The 16,748-nt window shown below is 33.5% G+C and carries 11 protein-coding genes; 6 read left to right on the plus strand and 5 right to left on the minus strand.

The window, feature by feature from the left end; translation table 11 throughout:
* Positions 1-12: 12 nt before the first annotated feature.
* The 4 genes from galT (at position 13) to NCCP28_RS06260 (ending at position 8,001) form a co-directional block, all read left to right on the plus strand.
* Positions 13-1,533: a UDP-glucose--hexose-1-phosphate uridylyltransferase gene (gene galT / locus NCCP28_RS06245; RefSeq protein WP_248560542.1), complete on the plus strand. Its 1,521-nt coding sequence runs from the start codon at positions 13-15 to the stop codon at positions 1,531-1,533.
* A 555-nt stretch (positions 1,534-2,088) separates the two neighbouring features.
* Positions 2,089-5,067, plus strand: coding sequence for an EAL domain-containing protein (locus NCCP28_RS06250; RefSeq protein WP_248560543.1), 2,979 nt, complete (start codon positions 2,089-2,091; stop codon positions 5,065-5,067).
* 118 nt (positions 5,068-5,185) lie between these two features.
* Positions 5,186-7,522: a PAS domain-containing protein gene (locus NCCP28_RS06255; protein WP_248560544.1), complete on the plus strand. Its 2,337-nt coding sequence runs from the start codon at positions 5,186-5,188 to the stop codon at positions 7,520-7,522.
* On the plus strand, positions 7,501-8,001 hold the full coding sequence (locus NCCP28_RS06260; RefSeq protein WP_248560545.1) for a GGDEF domain-containing protein: 501 nt from the start codon (positions 7,501-7,503) through the stop codon (positions 7,999-8,001). The genes NCCP28_RS06255 and NCCP28_RS06260 overlap by 22 nt, the downstream gene beginning before the upstream one ends.
* Positions 8,002-8,109: 108 nt before the next feature.
* Here the strand turns inward: NCCP28_RS06260 and NCCP28_RS06265 are convergent, their stop codons facing one another.
* The 5 genes from NCCP28_RS06265 to NCCP28_RS06285 all read right to left on the minus strand — a co-directional run bounded on the left by NCCP28_RS06265 (position 8,110) and on the right by NCCP28_RS06285 (position 13,911).
* The gene (locus tag NCCP28_RS06265; RefSeq protein ID WP_248560546.1) at positions 8,110-8,580 is read right to left on the minus strand and encodes a hypothetical protein; all 471 of its coding nucleotides are present in this window, start codon (positions 8,578-8,580) and stop codon (positions 8,110-8,112) included.
* A 48-nt stretch (positions 8,581-8,628) separates the two neighbouring features.
* Positions 8,629-9,120: a MarR family winged helix-turn-helix transcriptional regulator gene (locus NCCP28_RS06270; protein ID WP_248560547.1), complete on the minus strand. Its 492-nt coding sequence runs from the start codon at positions 9,118-9,120 to the stop codon at positions 8,629-8,631.
* Between the two features lie 217 nt (positions 9,121-9,337).
* Positions 9,338-10,942 carry a glycoside hydrolase family 43 protein gene (locus NCCP28_RS06275; RefSeq protein WP_248560548.1) on the minus strand — a complete coding sequence of 535 codons (1,605 nt, stop codon included), beginning with the start codon at positions 10,940-10,942 and terminating at the stop codon, positions 9,338-9,340.
* A 1-nt stretch (position 10,943) separates the two neighbouring features.
* Positions 10,944-12,287: a glycoside-pentoside-hexuronide (GPH):cation symporter gene (locus NCCP28_RS06280; RefSeq protein WP_248561107.1), complete on the minus strand. Its 1,344-nt coding sequence runs from the start codon at positions 12,285-12,287 to the stop codon at positions 10,944-10,946.
* Positions 12,288-12,864: 577 nt separating this feature from the next.
* Positions 12,865-13,911: an aldose epimerase family protein gene (locus tag NCCP28_RS06285; protein ID WP_248560549.1), complete on the minus strand. Its 1,047-nt coding sequence runs from the start codon at positions 13,909-13,911 to the stop codon at positions 12,865-12,867.
* A 303-nt stretch (positions 13,912-14,214) separates the two neighbouring features.
* Here NCCP28_RS06285 and NCCP28_RS06290 point away from each other — a divergent pair, with 303 nt between their 5' ends.
* A complete protein-coding gene (locus NCCP28_RS06290) occupies positions 14,215-15,954 on the plus strand; it encodes a sensor histidine kinase (RefSeq protein ID WP_248560550.1) in 1,740 nt (579 codons plus the stop codon).
* On the plus strand, positions 15,955-16,728 hold the full coding sequence (locus tag NCCP28_RS06295; protein WP_248560551.1) for a response regulator transcription factor: 774 nt from the start codon (positions 15,955-15,957) through the stop codon (positions 16,726-16,728).
* Positions 16,729-16,748: the final 20 nt, after the last annotated feature.

The raw sequence follows: 16,748 nt of genomic DNA on the forward strand, positions 1-16,748 counted from the left end.
CGAGGGATAGATGTGAATATATATAATGAAGTAGAACAACTCATTCAATATGGCTTGAAGAAAAAATTAATAACAGAATGGGACATTGAAGTAGTTCGCAATAAAATATTAGAAGCGCTCGATTTGACTGAATTTGAAGAGTCCAATCAACTGGCAGAACAAAGGGGTATGCTGCAGGAGATTATGGCGAATATTTTAGATTGGGCAGCTGATAATGGCAGACTTTCAGAAAACACGATTACTTATCGGGACTTATTGGATACAAAAATAATGGGGTGCTTTGTTCCATTGCCATCAGAAATCAACCGTAAATTTTATGAAACATATGATAAAGAGAGTCCGGAGAAAGCAACTAATTGGTTTTATGAATTATCGAAAAACGCAGATTATATCCGCACAGACAGAATCGCCAAAAATGAAGAATGGCTTGTTGGAACAGATTATGGCGAGATAGAAATTACCATTAACCTATCCAAACCTGAATTGGATCCAGTGGCAATTGCTGCGGCAAAAAAACTAGCGCAAAACAATTATCCTAAATGTTTATTGTGTAAAGAAAATGCGGGATATGCAGGAAGAGTCAATCATCCAGCAAGGCAAAACCATCGAATTATTCCAGTAGAACTAAATAAAGAACAATGGTATTTTCAATTTTCACCATATGTTTATTATAATGAACATACCATTTGTTTTTCTGCTGAACATAAACCAATGCAAATTACAAAGGAAACATTTAAAAGATTATTGCAGTTTGTAGAGAAATTCCCCCATTATTTTATTGGCTCCAATGCTGATTTGCCGATAGTCGGAGGCTCTATATTATCCCATGAGCATTATCAAGGAGGCAGTCATGAGTTTCCGATGGCTAAGGCAGAAATAGAAGAATATTTTCCACTGGAGGAGTTTCCTCATATTTGCGCTGGAATAGTAAAATGGCCGATGAGCGTTATTCGATTACAAGGAGAAGCAATCCAAGACTTAATTGATGCTTCAGATTATATTTTGCAGAGCTGGATTGCTTACAGTGATCCTAGTGCGGAAATTATTGCATATACAGATTCTATGCGCCATAATACGATCACTCCTATTGCTCGCATGCGTGAGGGCCTGTTTGAAATCGATTTAGTTCTTCGAAATAATCGTACAAGTGATGAGCATCCTCTAGGGATATACCATCCACATGAGGAAGTGCATCATATTAAGAAAGAAAATATTGGGTTGATTGAGGTAATGGGATTAGCGGTGCTTCCTGGCCGATTGAAAGAGGAAATGGCTTTACTAGAACAGCTTCTGCCACTAGCAGATTATAAAGAATCGATACGAAAACATGCAGAAATTATAAAACATTTAGAGTGGGCAAAGGAAATAAAAGCAAAGTATCCTGATCTATCAAAAGAAAATGCGGAAGAAATTATAAAAAAGGAAATTGGCATTGTATTTGAAAAGCTTCTTCATCATGCAGGCGTTTTTAAAAGAAATGAGACAGGAAAAATTGCATTTTTGAAATATATTAAAAGTTTAAATATTAATTAAATTAATAAGAAATGCCCTTGAAAATTATTTCAAGGGCATTTCTTATTAATGCTATTGTAGAAGATAGAGAATTTTATCTCTATCCAATCGGCTATCAATTGATTTGACGGGAAATTTGCCCATCTAAAGTTTTCTTAATTTCAAGAAATAGTGTTACTCCCGTTTAATGAGGGATAAAATCTACATTATTATACAAAACACGCTAAATATTGGGAAAAATTATATGTTGGAAACAGTTGGTTTTTCCTATATCCTTAGTGTATATATAAGAATAATGTAGGTGTTCGATAAAAAAATAAGGAGAAAAGTAATAGAAGTAGATTAAAAAGAAAGTGTCTAAAATAGGGAAATGTTCCTAATTTTTGTTAGGGGAAATAGGGATAGGCACTAATACCTTTATTCTGCTTAAATGGGAAAACTTTATTTAGAAAACAAACATAGTGCTGCTAAGCAGTTAAATATTTAATAATAGAATCAGAAAAATAAAATAATTATTCGGAAAAACCAATAAAAATCAGTAGTTTATATATGCATATAGGTAAGGAGGGCATTTTTATGGAAAGATTTAAGTTCTTAAAGCGAAAAAAGAAAAACTCCTCTATAGAGAATCCTTATTCTATTCATATAGATTATGATTCTTTACTTAATAAAAACAGTGTTACAACATTATTTCAAAATCATCCGGATAGCGTATTTATATTAGACACAAAAGGAAATTTAATAAATTTCAGCAATTCAATAAAACGAATTTTTGGATATGAGAAAAGCGACTTGGTTGGAGATTTAGAAAAATATTATGCAGATGATTATCAGCCTTTAAGAAGAAAATATCTAAAGGAGGCTCTTAAAGGTGAATGTCAAAATTTCATTGCTGAAGTTTTTCACAAAAATGGTCAAAAACTACATGCTGAAATCAATTTTATTCCCATAATAGATGAAGAGAACCAGCAAGTGATAGGCATATATGGAGTAGCAAAGGATATTACATCAAAGATAGAAAATGAAAAGGAATTATCAAAAATAAAAGATAGTTTGGAATTAGCACAGCAGATAGCCAAAATTGGAAGCTGGGACCATGACCTTATTGAAGATGAGTCGTATTGGTCGAATCAAACCTTTGAATTGTACGGCATTAAAAATAAAAAGGAATTTGTGCCAACTTATAAGAAGATTTTGTCCAGAATTCATCCAGACGACCGAGAACACTTTGATTTCACTTTTAAAAATGCAATCAAAAAACGCCACAGCTATAATATAGAATTTAGAATTATGCGTGCAGACGGTACTTATATATATGTATATGAACAGGCGGATGTTATTTTAGATGAAAATCAGGTGCCCGTCAGGTTTATTGGAACTATCCAAGATATAACGAAAAGAAAAATAGCTGAAATCAAACTTAAAGAAACAGAACAAAAATTGAGAAATATATATGATAACTTGGAGGTAGGAATCTGGTCCTATGATATGGTTAATCATATTTTTAAACTGGCTTCACCAGGAGTGGAAGCCGTTTCTGGTTATTCATCAAAGGAGATTATAAATAGAACTTGGGAATCAATTGTACATCCAGAAGATCTTTTTGAATTTAATAATCTGCAAAAAAAGCTCTATTCAGGAGAAACTCTTCATCAGAATTATCGCATTGTTGCAAAAAATGGGGAGATAAGATGGGTTCAAGATCAGAAAATTCCAGTACTCAATAGCGAAGGGAAATTGGTCAGAATTGATGGTATTGTTTCAGATATTACGAAAATAAAAAAAGCGGAAGAGCAAATTGCTTATTTAGCTTATCATGATTATTTAACGAACTTGCCGAACAGAAGAATGTTCGATGAGAAAATGGAAGAACTAGTAAATCGTTTTGAAATAAATAAAAATGATTTGGTTATGATGTATCTAGATCTTGATCGGTTTAAAAATATTAATGACACACTTGGGCATAGTATTGGCGATAAACTATTACAACAATTTACAGTAAGAGTCGGCGAATTATTAAAGGGCAATTCTTTATTTGCAAGAATCGGAGGAGATGAATTTGGGATCCTTCTTTGGGACTATAAAGTTTCTGATTTTCCTATTTTGGTTGCCAAAAGCATTATTGATTGCATGAATAAACCATTTTTAATTGATGATTTTGAATTATATATAACTACAAGTGTTGGTATAAGTACTTTTCCTCTTAATGGAGAAACTGTAGAAAAACTAATGAAAAATGCAGATGCTGCTTTGCATAGAGCAAAGGAGATGGGGAAAAACAATTATCAAATATATTCCTCTTTATTAAATCTTTCTTCTTATAAGCTTTATGCTCTTGAACGGGATTTGCGGAAAGCGATTGAAAAGGAGGAACTATTTCTTCATTTTCAGCCTAGGATAGATGCTTCTACAGGGAAAATCGTAAGTGCAGAGGCATTGCTGCGATGGAGACATCCTGAATGGGGAGTTGTATCTCCGAGAGAATTTATTCCACTGGCAGAGGAGAATGGATTAATTATAAAAATTGGAGATTGGGTATTTCAACAAGTATGTCAGTATATTAAAATATGGCAAAAAATGAAACTTCCTGTCATTCCGATATCCATTAATATCTCTGCGCAAAGATTTTTAAAAAATGATTTTATTGATACAGTTGAAAAAGTGCTAACAGAAACAAACGTCAGCCCAAGGCTAATAGAATTTGAAATAACAGAAACTACACTAATTCAGCATGAAGAGGCTGTAAGTTCAGCTATACAATTATTAAAAGAAAGGGGAATCAGTATAGCTCTGGATGATTTTGGAACTGGTTATTCTTCGTTAACCTATTTAAAGCAATATCCGATAAATACAATTAAAATTGATAGATCCTTTATCAGAAATATTTCAGTTTCAGGAAAAGATGAAATGATTGTTAAATCGATTATCTTTTTGGCAAAAGGATTGGAAATGAAAGTAGTGGCTGAGGGGGTTGAAACCAAAGAACAACTTTCCTTTTTGCGTGAACAAGAGTGCAATGAAATTCAAGGGTATTTATTTAGTAAGCCTGTTGAAAAAGAAGAATTTCAATCCTTATTAAAAAAATCAATCCTTAAACCTGATTGCGAGCCGTCCAAAACAGGTGAAATTTCCGATAGGAGGAAACACAACAGAATACAACTACATTATCCGCTCAGCGCTAAAATGTCTGTTGCTTCAATAAAGGGGAAAAAAGTTGATTTGGGAAAAACAGAGGTGTTGTTGGAAGATTTGGGTCTTGAAGGCATAAGATTTCTTTCCACTATCGATTTGCCGGTGCGTCCTGAAATCCTGCTGCAATTTGAAACAACTATAATGAATGAACAAATAAAAATGGCTGGATATGTTGTATGGAAACAGGAAGTGCAGGATATTCATCAATATGGCCTTCAGTTTTTAATGAATGGGGCAGAAATAGATGAAATATCTTCAATACTAAATAAGTTCTTAGTCAAGTATCACAATAGCCCATTAGTTCCAGAATGCAGTTTTGTCACGGAAGATAAAATCAATTATCTAATGAATTTTGATGGATAGAGAAGGTATATAAAAATAGGTTATAGAGCTAGTATAAATAACTAACATACAATAAGCTAATCCTATATTGAATATTACATTACAACATAAGAACGTTCCTAAGGATGGTAGAAAGAGCATGGAATTAGATCAGATTATTAATAAACTTCAAGGTGATTTGCCTAAGGTTATTAAATTTTTTATGACTGCATTAAACTCATTACAGGATCTGATTTATTTAGTAGAAGTAAAGAATGAGCAATGCAAATATTTATTTGCAAATCAAGCTGGATTATCAATTTTAGGTGCTGATGAAAGTGTGTTTGGCAAAACCTTTGAAGAAGTGTTAATTCCCGAGGAAATAGAATTTATTGCACATCATTATTTGAAAGCTTATTCATCCAAAAAAGTAGTAACATTTGAGGATCAAGTTATCCTTCCAAACGGCAATATAATGATTAATGAAACAGTGCTAACTCCATTTATAGATAAGGAAGATGTCTATATTATCGCAGTAGTTCGCGATATCTCAGAGAAAAGCAAGCAACTAAAAGAACTTCAACAATCCCGCAATCGTCTACAAGAAAAAGAGCAGCTATTAGCTTCTCTTTTAGATCATAATGAAGACGCTATTTTTATGTTAGATACAGATGGATATTTTCTTGAAGTGAATAATGCGACGGAAAATATTACCGGATACAGAAATGAAGAAATAATTGGAACGAATTTCTCCCAACTGATGTCAACAAAAGAATTGGAAAGAGTACAGGAATTATTTCAGAAATCTGTTCAAGGGGTACCTGTGCGATATGAAACATCTATTTATCATAAAGCGGGATATGAAGTTTTTCTAAATGTAAAAAATATTCCTATTATTATAGAAGAACAAATAAAAGGTGTATATGGAATTGCAAGGGACATTACATCGGAAAAAAAAGCATCGGAAGAACTTAGTCTTTTAAAATCAAGACTAGAATCTTTTATAAATGACAGTACTGATTCTATATCTATGACAGATTTAGAAGGGAAAGCTATATTTATTAATGATGCATTTACAAAAGTATATGGTTTTACAGAGAATGAAGTAATTGGAAAAGAACCTCCTATTATCCCGAATTGGATGAAAAAGGAAACAAATAGCTTGAATGAGCAAGTATTGCTTGGAAAGAAAATGCAAGGAATTCATGTTAAGAGACAGAAAAAGACGGGTGAATTGCTTGATATGAGCATCTCTTTATCTCCTATTTATAATGAATTTGGACAAGTAGAAGGAATTTCCGGCATTGCTCGTGATATTACAGAAGAGAAGAAAATGGAAATGGAAATAACAAACACAAAGGAAGAATTAGAGCTTGTTTGGCATAATACTTCAGATGCCATATTTATGATTGGACAAAATGGAAGGATTTTTAAAGCCAATCCAGCTTTTGAAGAGATGCTTGGATGGACGGCAGAAGAAATGAATAATTTGCCTGTATCTCCAATTCATCCTGAATTCCATTTAAAACAGCTAGATAATTTCATAACAAGTTTAAGAATGGGAGAAAAAATCCCTCATTTTGAAACACAGCGAAAGCATAAAGATGGAACCATTATAGATGTAGTAGCAGCATATCGGCCAATTAATAAAGGAAATATTGTAGCTGTGGGGACCTATAGAGATGTCACAGAATACATCAATACATTGAAGGTGATAAAAGAAAAAGAAAAAAAATTCAGAAATATTGCAGAAGCTTCTCCTGAAGCAATACTTGTACAAACTGAAGGAAAAATAACTTTTATCAATGAAAGGGCATTATCTCTTTTAAAAGCAAAAAGCCAAAGTCAGGCTATCGGAAAATCAATTTTAGATTTTGTTTATCCAAGTGACCATAAACAAGTGGAAGAACGTATGCGGGAGACCATTTGTAAAGGGGAGAAAGGAGAATTTATTGAAGAAAGGTTTCTTAATCTTGAAGGAGATATTATTTATGCAGAGGCAGCCTTTGCACCAATCAAAGATGGCGGGAAAACATCTGTTGTAGTTATGTTTAGAGATGTGACAACAAAAAAAAGAGCCGAAAAGGCAACAAGTGAAAGTGAAGAACGTTTCCGAATCATAGCAGAATATTCGATGGATATTATTAAAGTGCTGGATCCACAAGGGAAAATTATTTATGCATCACCTGCTATTGAGAAGATTTTAGGCTATCCAGTAAGAAAAATGATAGGCAATTCATTGTATGCCACAATACACCAGGATGACATGGAAGAGATTAAAAAGAAATTTGAAGAAATGCTTAAAACAAAAAAATACTTCCAGATTAATTTAAGGCGTATACATCAAGATGGTCATTATATTTGGCTAAATACAGATTTTGTGCCTGTTTTAAATCCAGAAGGGGAAATAGAAAAAATTGTAGCTATATCGAATGATATAACAGAAATAAGAAAAAATGAAAAAAACTGGCTAAAATGGCGTATTCAGATCATCTAACTGGCCTGCCGAACAGGCGGAAATTTGTAGAGTGTCTTCAGCAATCTATATATACTTCAGAGCGAACAGGGAAAATAACTGCTTTAATGGTTCTGGACTGTGATAAACTCAAGCAGATAAATGATACATTTGGACATGATATAGGGGATGAAGTAATCAAGGAATTTGCAAAGCGTGTGCGGAGCTCTCTTCGAAAGATGGATACGTTATCTAGAGTTGGAGGGGATGAATTTACCGTTGTACTTCCAGAATTATCAAGTGAACAAGATGCTGCCGCAATTTCAAACAGAATATTTGGAGCCGTGCGTAAACCAATGTATATAAAAGGCAAGAAGCTGCAAATTACTGCTAGTATAGGTGTATCGTTTTACCCTGCTAATACTGGTAATATGGAAGAATTATTTAAAGAAGCAGATATTGCTTTATACAAAGCAAAAGAGAGCGGCAGGAATAAATGCTGCTTTAATTGGAAAAAATAATTGCCCTTTTTGAGAGAGCTATGGTGAAAAATATAAAAAAGAAAATTGTCATTGAATTGATGACAATTTTCTTTTAAGCTTTTTAATTTAAATAGTGATCCAGCAAGGCTATTGCATTTGGTTTTGCTTGAATTTTAACAACAGCTTTTTTACTAAAATCAAATTACCTATTAAAATAGAGAAAATAATGGGGTAAAGTATTGCTGAGTACCATAATTTCCATTCATTGTAATAAAACATATGTGTGTGAACAATAAATGCTTCATAAGCTATCGACAATAAAGTCCACAATAAAATGTACAGTGTTTTATGAAGCGCTTTTAAAGAAAAAGGGAAAAAATTAAGATACAGTATATTGATGGAAAAGTAAACTAGTATCAGACATATCGTCGTGTATATTTGAGCACCTTCTTCTCCATATCCATACCAATCATATTTGAAGTTTAGAATAATATCTGTTGTAATTCCAAAAGAATAGGCAAAAAAAGAAGTTGCATAAATCTCTATCATAGATATTCTTTTAGGAACAATAATAGATAAAAAAACCAGTATAAAAATGCTGATATAAACTAATGTCATTTTCTTCGCCTTAAGTTAAAATTTATTGATTTATTCACAAAGAATAATTTAAGCATAATCAACACCATCAATTTTGGCATTAAATATCTTTTCTCTACAAGATAATCCTCGATTTACGTCTAAAATTTTTTGTCCACACTTTAAAAAAGAATCTAATTCCTCCTTGCCCAACGGTCTTATTTGAAAAGGAAAAAAATCATTTTTCGCAATATCATCAATAATTTGAAGGAACAGTGTTTCCCCATCTTCGGTTATCGTCACTTTTTTAAATTTTAACTGTACAGGATCTTTTATAATAGTAATAAATCCTCTCTCTTTTAGCGGTTTCAGCAGTCTAGTGACTGTAGACAGATGCCAACAGCCAATTGCACTGATTTCCGAAGGAGTTAAGGTTTTATTATTTGTGGTTAGGATAAAAAGAACATGCTGCTGGGCAGGGGAAATATCATATTTTCTCCCTAGTTCTGACCATTGTTCCTCCATGCAAAAATATAATGATCTGATTAAAAGAACTAGGTTTTGTCTATAAATAAAATTCATGGCGGCCTCCTTAGTTGTATCTACAATTGCATATGCAACTAACAGCCATTATAGACAATTCAGCACAAAAGTATGCAAGGAGTTTAAGCGGATTTTTATGTATAAATAAAATTATATTTCTGAAAAATTAAAACGGCAATGCAAACAACTTTACCACCATGCTGTTTTAGTAAGCATGGTGGTAAAAAGGGCAGAGAATAAAACATCATATACAATTTTACAGCTCTTTATAAGTGAAATAGTCAAAGTCAGCTGGTTTATTTTTTCCAGATATATCAATACAATTGATTCCAACAAATGCTCCGGTAAAAAATCCGCCGCCGCGAATATAATCATCAGAAAGTTTTCTGGATTCAAAGGTTACTGGAATCAAAATCCAATTGATTCCATCGAATGAATAAGAATATTGATAGGTTTCAACTCGGACTTCCACTTTAAAATGGACGTACTCTACATTATCAGGCACTGAAATAACATTTTCCTTCAATGGCTGTGAGAACTCAAAATTATCACATACGATTAAATCTATCACTTTTCCCTTATTTTCATCCCAAGTCACTTGAAGAGTTGTCCAATTTTCCGTATTATAATAGCAAGTCAGTCCTGCCGCTTGCTGAAAGGTATCAGGAGAAAAGGAAATGCTGGTGGATGCATCAAATGAGAAAGCTTGCCAACGTCTTGCAACAAATGCTTGTGTAAACTTGGATGTCAGTGATTCTTTTCCATATAATCTTAAATGTCCTTTTTTGCTTTTTAAGGATGCAATATCCTCTGTTAAAGGAATGCGCAGAGATTGAAAGTTAATATTCAGCTTTTCACTATCAAAATCATCAATCTCGGGGAATGTTTCCTCCCATTTCACTTCTTCCATTTTTGGAGCTTCTACTGTCATGGAACCTTGCTTGCCGCCGACAACAACAGGCCATTCATCTACCCATTCAATTTTTTGAAGTGCTGTTTCGCGCCCTAAAGGACAATATCCTCTTTGTTCAAGTACAGGCTGGTCGCCAACAGGAAGTGGTCTGCCTGTTAAATGAGCGATATACCATTCGCCTGTATGTGTATGAAGAAGAGAAGCATGCCCGCATTTTTGCAGGGTATTTCGGGGATCATGCCATGATGTCAATAATGGATAATCCGGTTGAGTCTCATAAGGCCCAAAAATGTTTTTAGAGCGGGCAACTGTTTCAGCATGCTGATAGGTTGTTCCTCCTTCGGCAGTGAATAGATAATAATAATCGCCAATATTATAAAGATGTGGACCTTCTGTATACTTAATATCTGTTCCTTTATAGATGATTTTGCTTTCTCCAATCAGCTGCTGTTTCTCCGGACAGTATTCTTGCAGGGCAATGCCATAAAAATTGTGGTTATATGTACGATGATCCCAATACATATTCAATAAATATTTTTTTCCATCATTATCATGAAATAAAGATGCATCAAATCCAGATCCAGTTAAAGGAATAGGTTCAGACCATTCACCATTGACTGTTTCACAAGTTGTCAAATAGTTTGTGCAATCTTTCCAAATCCCTTCTGTTACTTTAACATCTGTATAAATCAGCCAGAACTTCCCATCGTGGTAGCTAAGGTCTGGAGCCCAAATGCCGCCTGAATTTGGATTTCCCTTCATATCCAGCAAAGAGATACGGTTTAATGGATGTGCAACTAATCGCCAGTTTACTAGATCTTTAGAATGATGAATCTGTACTCCTGGGAACCATTCGAAAGTAGAAGTGGCAATATAATAATCTTCACCAGCACGACATATACTTGGGTCAGGATTAAATCCTTTTAAAATAGGGTTTTGAATTTTCATATTAATAACCTCCTTTAGTTTTTAATGAAGCTCGTTTTTTTAATGTATCCGTAATTTCTGCCAATTTCTTATCATCTAATTTATAAAAATTAATATTTATTAATGCGAGCAGCAAAATAATCGCTGGTATGACGGAAGTTGTAATAAGGATGCCTAATAAAGCAGCCGGTGTTTGTATCTGGTTTGCAGTATATCCAAATTGTGCCAATACAAGCCCGGGAACAGCTCCTCCTAATGCCATTCCACATTTGAAAAAGAAACCAATGATTGCATAGATTAAACCGCTTAATCTTTTTCCAGTAACATATTCACCATATTCAATGGTTTCCGGTATCAATGCCCACATAAATGCCCCAGCAGTCAAAGTGCCTAAAGCGGTTACAATTCGTGAAATTAAAATTAAGGCTACCATGTTTGGCGGTATAAGCAAAAGAGAAAATGTGCCAAGTATACTTAATAGAAGAGAATAATTCAACAATGCTTTTTTGCCTATTTTTTTATTGAGTATTGGAATCAATGGGATGCAGAGAAAGGCTGGTATAGAACCTAAAACGGTATACCATTTTACCAGATCTGTACGATCCATATTATATGTTACATAATAAATGCCTATTGAATTACTAATAGAGTTGACACCAAAAATAAGAACAAAGAAAATGCTTAAAATGACTAAAGGACGATTTTTTTTGAACTGTTCAAACAAGTCTGTGAAGGAAATTTTTTCTTCATTAACTGGCTTTATTCGTTCTTTTGTACTGAAGAAACAAAATAGCAAAAGCAATGCGCCCACAATACCTATAGTTCCCATTGTAAGCTGCCAGCCTCTTGAGGGATTAGTTATTTCTCCAAAGTATTCAGATAAAAAAGGCACAAAATATGCAACGATAACCCCGCCTAAATTAGCAAAAATCATACGAACAGAAGTCATGCTGACAATTTCCGTATTATTATTTGTGATGGCGGGTGTCAATGCCCCATATGGAACATTAATAAAAGTATAAATGACAGAAAGCCCAGTGTATGTTATGTAAGCATATATTAATTTGCCGTTTTCAGAAAAATCAGGTGTAGTAAAACAAAGTAAGGCCAAACCAGCAAATGGAATTGCTCCATACAAAAGATAAGGTCTGAATCTGCCGAAACGTGTATTTGTTTTATCAACTAGTGTTCCTACAATCGGATCACTGATTGCGTCGATAATACGAACGACAAGAAACATAGTTCCGGCTGCTCCTGCAGACAAGCCATAGATATTTGTATAGAAGAAAAGCAGGTAGATGGATATAGTTTGATAGATTAAATTGCTCGCTAAATCTCCGGAAGCATATCCTATTTTTTCCCCCATTTGTATTTTTGAGCTGTTGTGTTGCTCATAAGCAGGTCTTTGCTGCACACTTTCCAACTTTAATCAACTCCTTATAGCTATGTAGAATTTTCATGAATAAAGGGCTTACAAAATATGATAGTTAACTAGTAGGTCTACTTGTCGATAAAAGCACCTCTTTTATTGTATTTAAAACTTTGTATATCGAATAAACTAACTTTAGATAAAAAATAACATAGTTTTTTTAGAAAATCAATGTCTAAAAAATGAAAAAAAAAACTTTGTATATCAATCGAACAAAGTCTGCTGCAATTTTGGCATGCATTTATCCCTATTTAACGGAATCAAATAGTAAACTGTAGCCCAAAAGGATATGGAATTTTTAAGAAATGAGTTAGCTGGATATGGAAATGAATAAGGGAGGAATATCTGATTAAGCTTTTAAAGTTTTTTGTGGAAAAAGCTTAAAATCCATATTGTTTTATCTACCATAAATAATCCCTTTATTGAGAGCGTATTTTATATAATTTCTCTAAATAAAGGGATTTAATAATATAAGTGATAAAAAGGAGCAGCCAAAAAAATTATAGGGAAATGTCTAAACTAAAGTAAATCTATAGCTTGTTTTAGATTGATAGGTTTCATTCTTATCCAACACAATAGAAGGGAATTCTGGATGATTCATAGCATCTGGCGGCAATTGTGTTTCAAGGCATATTCCCAAATGCTTTTCGGGTGAGTTTCCTCGAATTTGAAAGTTGCCCTCCAGCATATTTGAAGTATAGACAACAACACTAGGCAAATCTGTTTGGACTACTAGTTTTCGGCCGCTGAAAGAATCTGATAGGGAAATTTGATCTAGCGTATTGGCATTTAATAAAAAAGGATGATCATATCCGCCGCCAACAAGTTTGTTTTGCGGGTGATCAGATTCTGCTGCTTCGAGTATCTTTTTTCCTTTTCTTAAATCGAAGGCAGTGTCAGCAACTTCCATAAATTTTCCTGTAGGGAGCAAGGATTGATCCAGCTCCAAAAACTGGTCGCTGCTAATCTTTAATTCATGTTCAAGAATGTTTCTTCTTAAATTGCCGCTTAAATTAAAATAGGAGTGATTTGTTAAATTAACAAGTGTTTTTTTATCGGTATTGGCTTTATAGGCAATGACTATTTCGTTATTATTATTGATGGTGTACTTTACATCAACCTTCAGATTTCCAGGATAGCCTGCTTCTCCATCAGGACTTGTATAAGAAAATATAATGCTTGCCTCGTCTGCTTTCTCTTCTATAAAGGATTCCCAAATAACATGATGGAATCCTTTGGGACCTCCATGCAAATGATTTTTCCCCTCATTTTCAGGAAGGTGATGAGTAATCCCATCTAATTCAAATTCCGATTGACCAATTCTTCCTGCAACACGGCCAATTATAGAACCAAAATAAGGAGAATAATGAATATATTCTTCCAAGGTATCGAAGCCTAATACTACATTTTCTATTATTCCCTGTTTATTGGACACCATTATTTCTGTAATAATGCAGCCATAATCAATACAAGTAACTTCCATGCGATTGGCATTTCTAATGGTGTAAGATGTTATTTTTTGTCCATTAAATTCTCCAAATAATTTTTTTTTCACTTCCATATTGATCATCCTTTTAAATTAATAGTTTAAACAGCTAATTTCTGAAAAACAGTCTATCTTTATAGCAAACTTAGAAAAAGCTATTTTGATCGATTTAGTTAACGCTTTCATTTGGGTGGTTAAAAATAGTTTCTTCTAATCTATCATTCATTATACCAGTAATAAATTTGTTTGTATAATGGATAAACAAAGATTGCGCATTTTGTTATAATAACAATGTGAATAACGAAATATCCTCTTTTTGTTTCATTTCATCGTTCGTTACCTATTAAAATTATTTTTTACACAGAAAGGCGACAAAAGATGCTTAATCTATTAAAAAAGTGGAATACGCTGCGCAACCAAATTTTATTTGTATTTTTGTTTGTTATGTTTATTGTATTGGTGATAGTTAGTATACTTACTTTTCATCAGGTTTCTTCTTTGCTGAAAAAAAATGCGGAAACGCAAATTCAACAGGTAGCCATTGAGGCAAGCGGCAAAATGGAATCTCTTTATGAACAAATAAATATGGCATCAAAGCTTGTTACTACAAATGATAAAGTCCAAAAAATGCTTACAAGAAAATATCAGAAGAAACCAGTGGCATTTTCTGAACTCCAAGAACTAATGAGCACGGTAAATACAATTACAGCAAACTCAGATGGCATCTTTTCCTTTCAGCTTTTTGCACATGACCAGAAACGAGTTTTGCCCCTTGATGAGGCAAGCCTTCAGCCTCGATTGGATAAAAGTTGGATAAAAAAAGCAGACAAAGCTAAAGGAAAATTTGTTTGGATAGGACAAGATCCTAATGACTCTAATTACTTCCTGGCTATCAGAAGAGTTAATTTAATGGATCAGAGCTATGCGAATGGAGGATATTTGCTGATTAGCATTTATCATAATTATTTTCAATTTGCCAATCAGGATTTTTCTAAGGAAGCAACACAGTATTCCATTCTTTTGGATAAATCAGGAAATTCAATCATTTCAAATTATCAGCATTCAATTGTTCCAATCGTCAATAATCAAGATTCCATTATTCAAATAAATAAAAGGGATTATATGGTCACGAAACATTCTTCTAATGTGACTGGATGGAGTGTGCTTATCTTAACGCCTGTCAGTGCTCTTACTGAAGGCATAACTGTTTTGCGCTCGATTATTCTTATTTCTGGAATAATCGGATTAGTGATTTATTTTATAAGTTCTTTATTTCTTTCAAATATTATTACAAAGCCTATTTTAAGGCTGACCAAAACAATGCAGTGTGCCAGTGAAGGTTCCTTGTCATTAAATCCTAATGTATCATCGGTAAATGAAATCAATAAATTAAACAGCACCTACAATCAGCTTGTTAAAGAAACAAATCATTTAATCACTATGGTATATCAAAAGGAAATTATAAGAAGCCGCAGTGAATTAAAAGCTTTGCAAGCACAAATCAATCCCCATTTCCTCTTCAACACATTAGATGCGCTGCATTGGGCGCTTGAAGATAAGAATGAGGAAGAGTTGGCCGAACTTGTTGTAGCGATGTCCAACTTGTTTCGTTATACGATAACGAATCAAAACGAGGATGAATGGGTTTTTATTAAAGAAGAGATTAAACATATTGATGATTATATGGAAATAATGAAGATGCGTTTTGGAGAACAGCTAAAGTGGGAAATCACCCTTCCTCCTCAGTTCGAGTATGTAAAAATACCTAAATTTTTGATTCAGCCATTAGTAGAAAATTCAGTTCTGCATGGTGCAGGCAATAAATTAGATCAATGTAAGATATCCATTAAAATTGAAGCAAAAGATGTTTCCCGCATCAAAATTATCGTTCAAGATGATGGTTTAGGCATAGAGAAGGAAAAACTTGAGGAAATTATGGCTTCCCTGGAAAAAGGAAAAATAGCATCCAAAAGCGGCAAAGGAATGGCTATAGCCAATGTATATAAAAGGCTTAAGCTTTATTATAAAGAAGAGCAGCAAGGTCTTGTCATTAAAAGTGAGTTAAATCAAGGAACATTGATTTCATTTGACATTCCAATAGATGGGGGAGAATGGTAAATGCATAAGAAAACAATATTGATTGTAGATGATGAACCAAGATCAAGACAAGGAATAAAAAAAATGCTGGAGGCATGGGCAAATAGTGAATTTGAAATTATGATGGCTGCGAATGGAAAGGAAGCCATTCAAATAATCCAGCAACAAAAAGTCAATATTCTTATAACAGATATTCGTATGCCACAAATTACAGGTTTAAACTTGTTAACACTCATAAAAGAACAGAATATGTCCCCTGTTGTAATAGTGATTTCTGCATATTCTGAATTTGAATATGCTCAAGCATCCATCCGTTTAGGAGTCATCAATTATTTGCTTAAGCCAATAAGCAAAAAGAAGTTGATTGAAGCGGTTGAGGATGCTGTTGCAATTGAAAAAAAGCAAGAGAGAGCAGGAATAATTGAAAAAGTGGTGGATGATAAATTAATAGATGCAAATGCGAAGAATCAATCTTCAAGGGGGATTATACGTGAAGCCATGCTTTATATTGATAACCACCTGAAGTATGAGTTGACACAAAAAGAAGTGGCAGAGCATATTCATTTAAACCCAAGCTATTTTAGCGTTTTATTTAAGGAACAAGCTAAACTAACTTTCAGTGAATATATAACAAGGCGAAGGGTTCAGCATGCAAAAAACTTGCTAATATCTACAAGTTTATCGGTAGGTGATGTTGCGGAGGAATCAGGTTATAAAACAGCAAAATACTTTATTAAGATTTTTAAAGAATTAGAGGGCGTTACACCGAGTGCTTACCGAAAAAATCAGAAATGAAAGGGTTTTCTAAAAAAAGT

It is taken from the genome of Niallia sp. NCCP-28, from assembly GCF_023168165.1.
In the GTDB taxonomy this organism is placed as follows: Bacteria; Bacillota; Bacilli; order Bacillales; family Cytobacillaceae; genus Niallia.

Excerpts from the sequence above, each read along its gene's own strand:
- NCCP28_RS06250 (WP_248560543.1), top strand. The coding sequence starts at position 2,089 with ATGGAAAGATTTAAGTTCTTAAAGCGAAAAAAGAAAAACTCCTCTATA.
- NCCP28_RS06255 (WP_248560544.1), top strand. The coding sequence starts at position 5,186 with ATGGAATTAGATCAGATTATTAATAAACTTCAAGGTGATTTGCCTAAG.
- NCCP28_RS06260 (WP_248560545.1), top strand. The coding sequence starts at position 7,501 with ATGGCGTATTCAGATCATCTAACTGGCCTGCCGAACAGGCGGAAATTT.
- NCCP28_RS06265 (WP_248560546.1), bottom strand. The coding sequence starts at position 8,580 with ATGACATTAGTTTATATCAGCATTTTTATACTGGTTTTTTTATCTATT.
- NCCP28_RS06270 (WP_248560547.1), bottom strand. The coding sequence starts at position 9,120 with ATGAATTTTATTTATAGACAAAACCTAGTTCTTTTAATCAGATCATTA.
- NCCP28_RS06275 (WP_248560548.1), bottom strand. The coding sequence starts at position 10,942 with ATGAAAATTCAAAACCCTATTTTAAAAGGATTTAATCCTGACCCAAGT.
- NCCP28_RS06280 (WP_248561107.1), bottom strand. The coding sequence starts at position 12,287 with ATGGGGGAAAAAATAGGATATGCTTCCGGAGATTTAGCGAGCAATTTA.
- NCCP28_RS06285 (WP_248560549.1), bottom strand. The coding sequence starts at position 13,911 with ATGGAAGTGAAAAAAAAATTATTTGGAGAATTTAATGGACAAAAAATA.
- NCCP28_RS06290 (WP_248560550.1), top strand. The coding sequence starts at position 14,215 with ATGCTTAATCTATTAAAAAAGTGGAATACGCTGCGCAACCAAATTTTA.
- NCCP28_RS06295 (WP_248560551.1), top strand. The coding sequence starts at position 15,955 with ATGCATAAGAAAACAATATTGATTGTAGATGATGAACCAAGATCAAGA.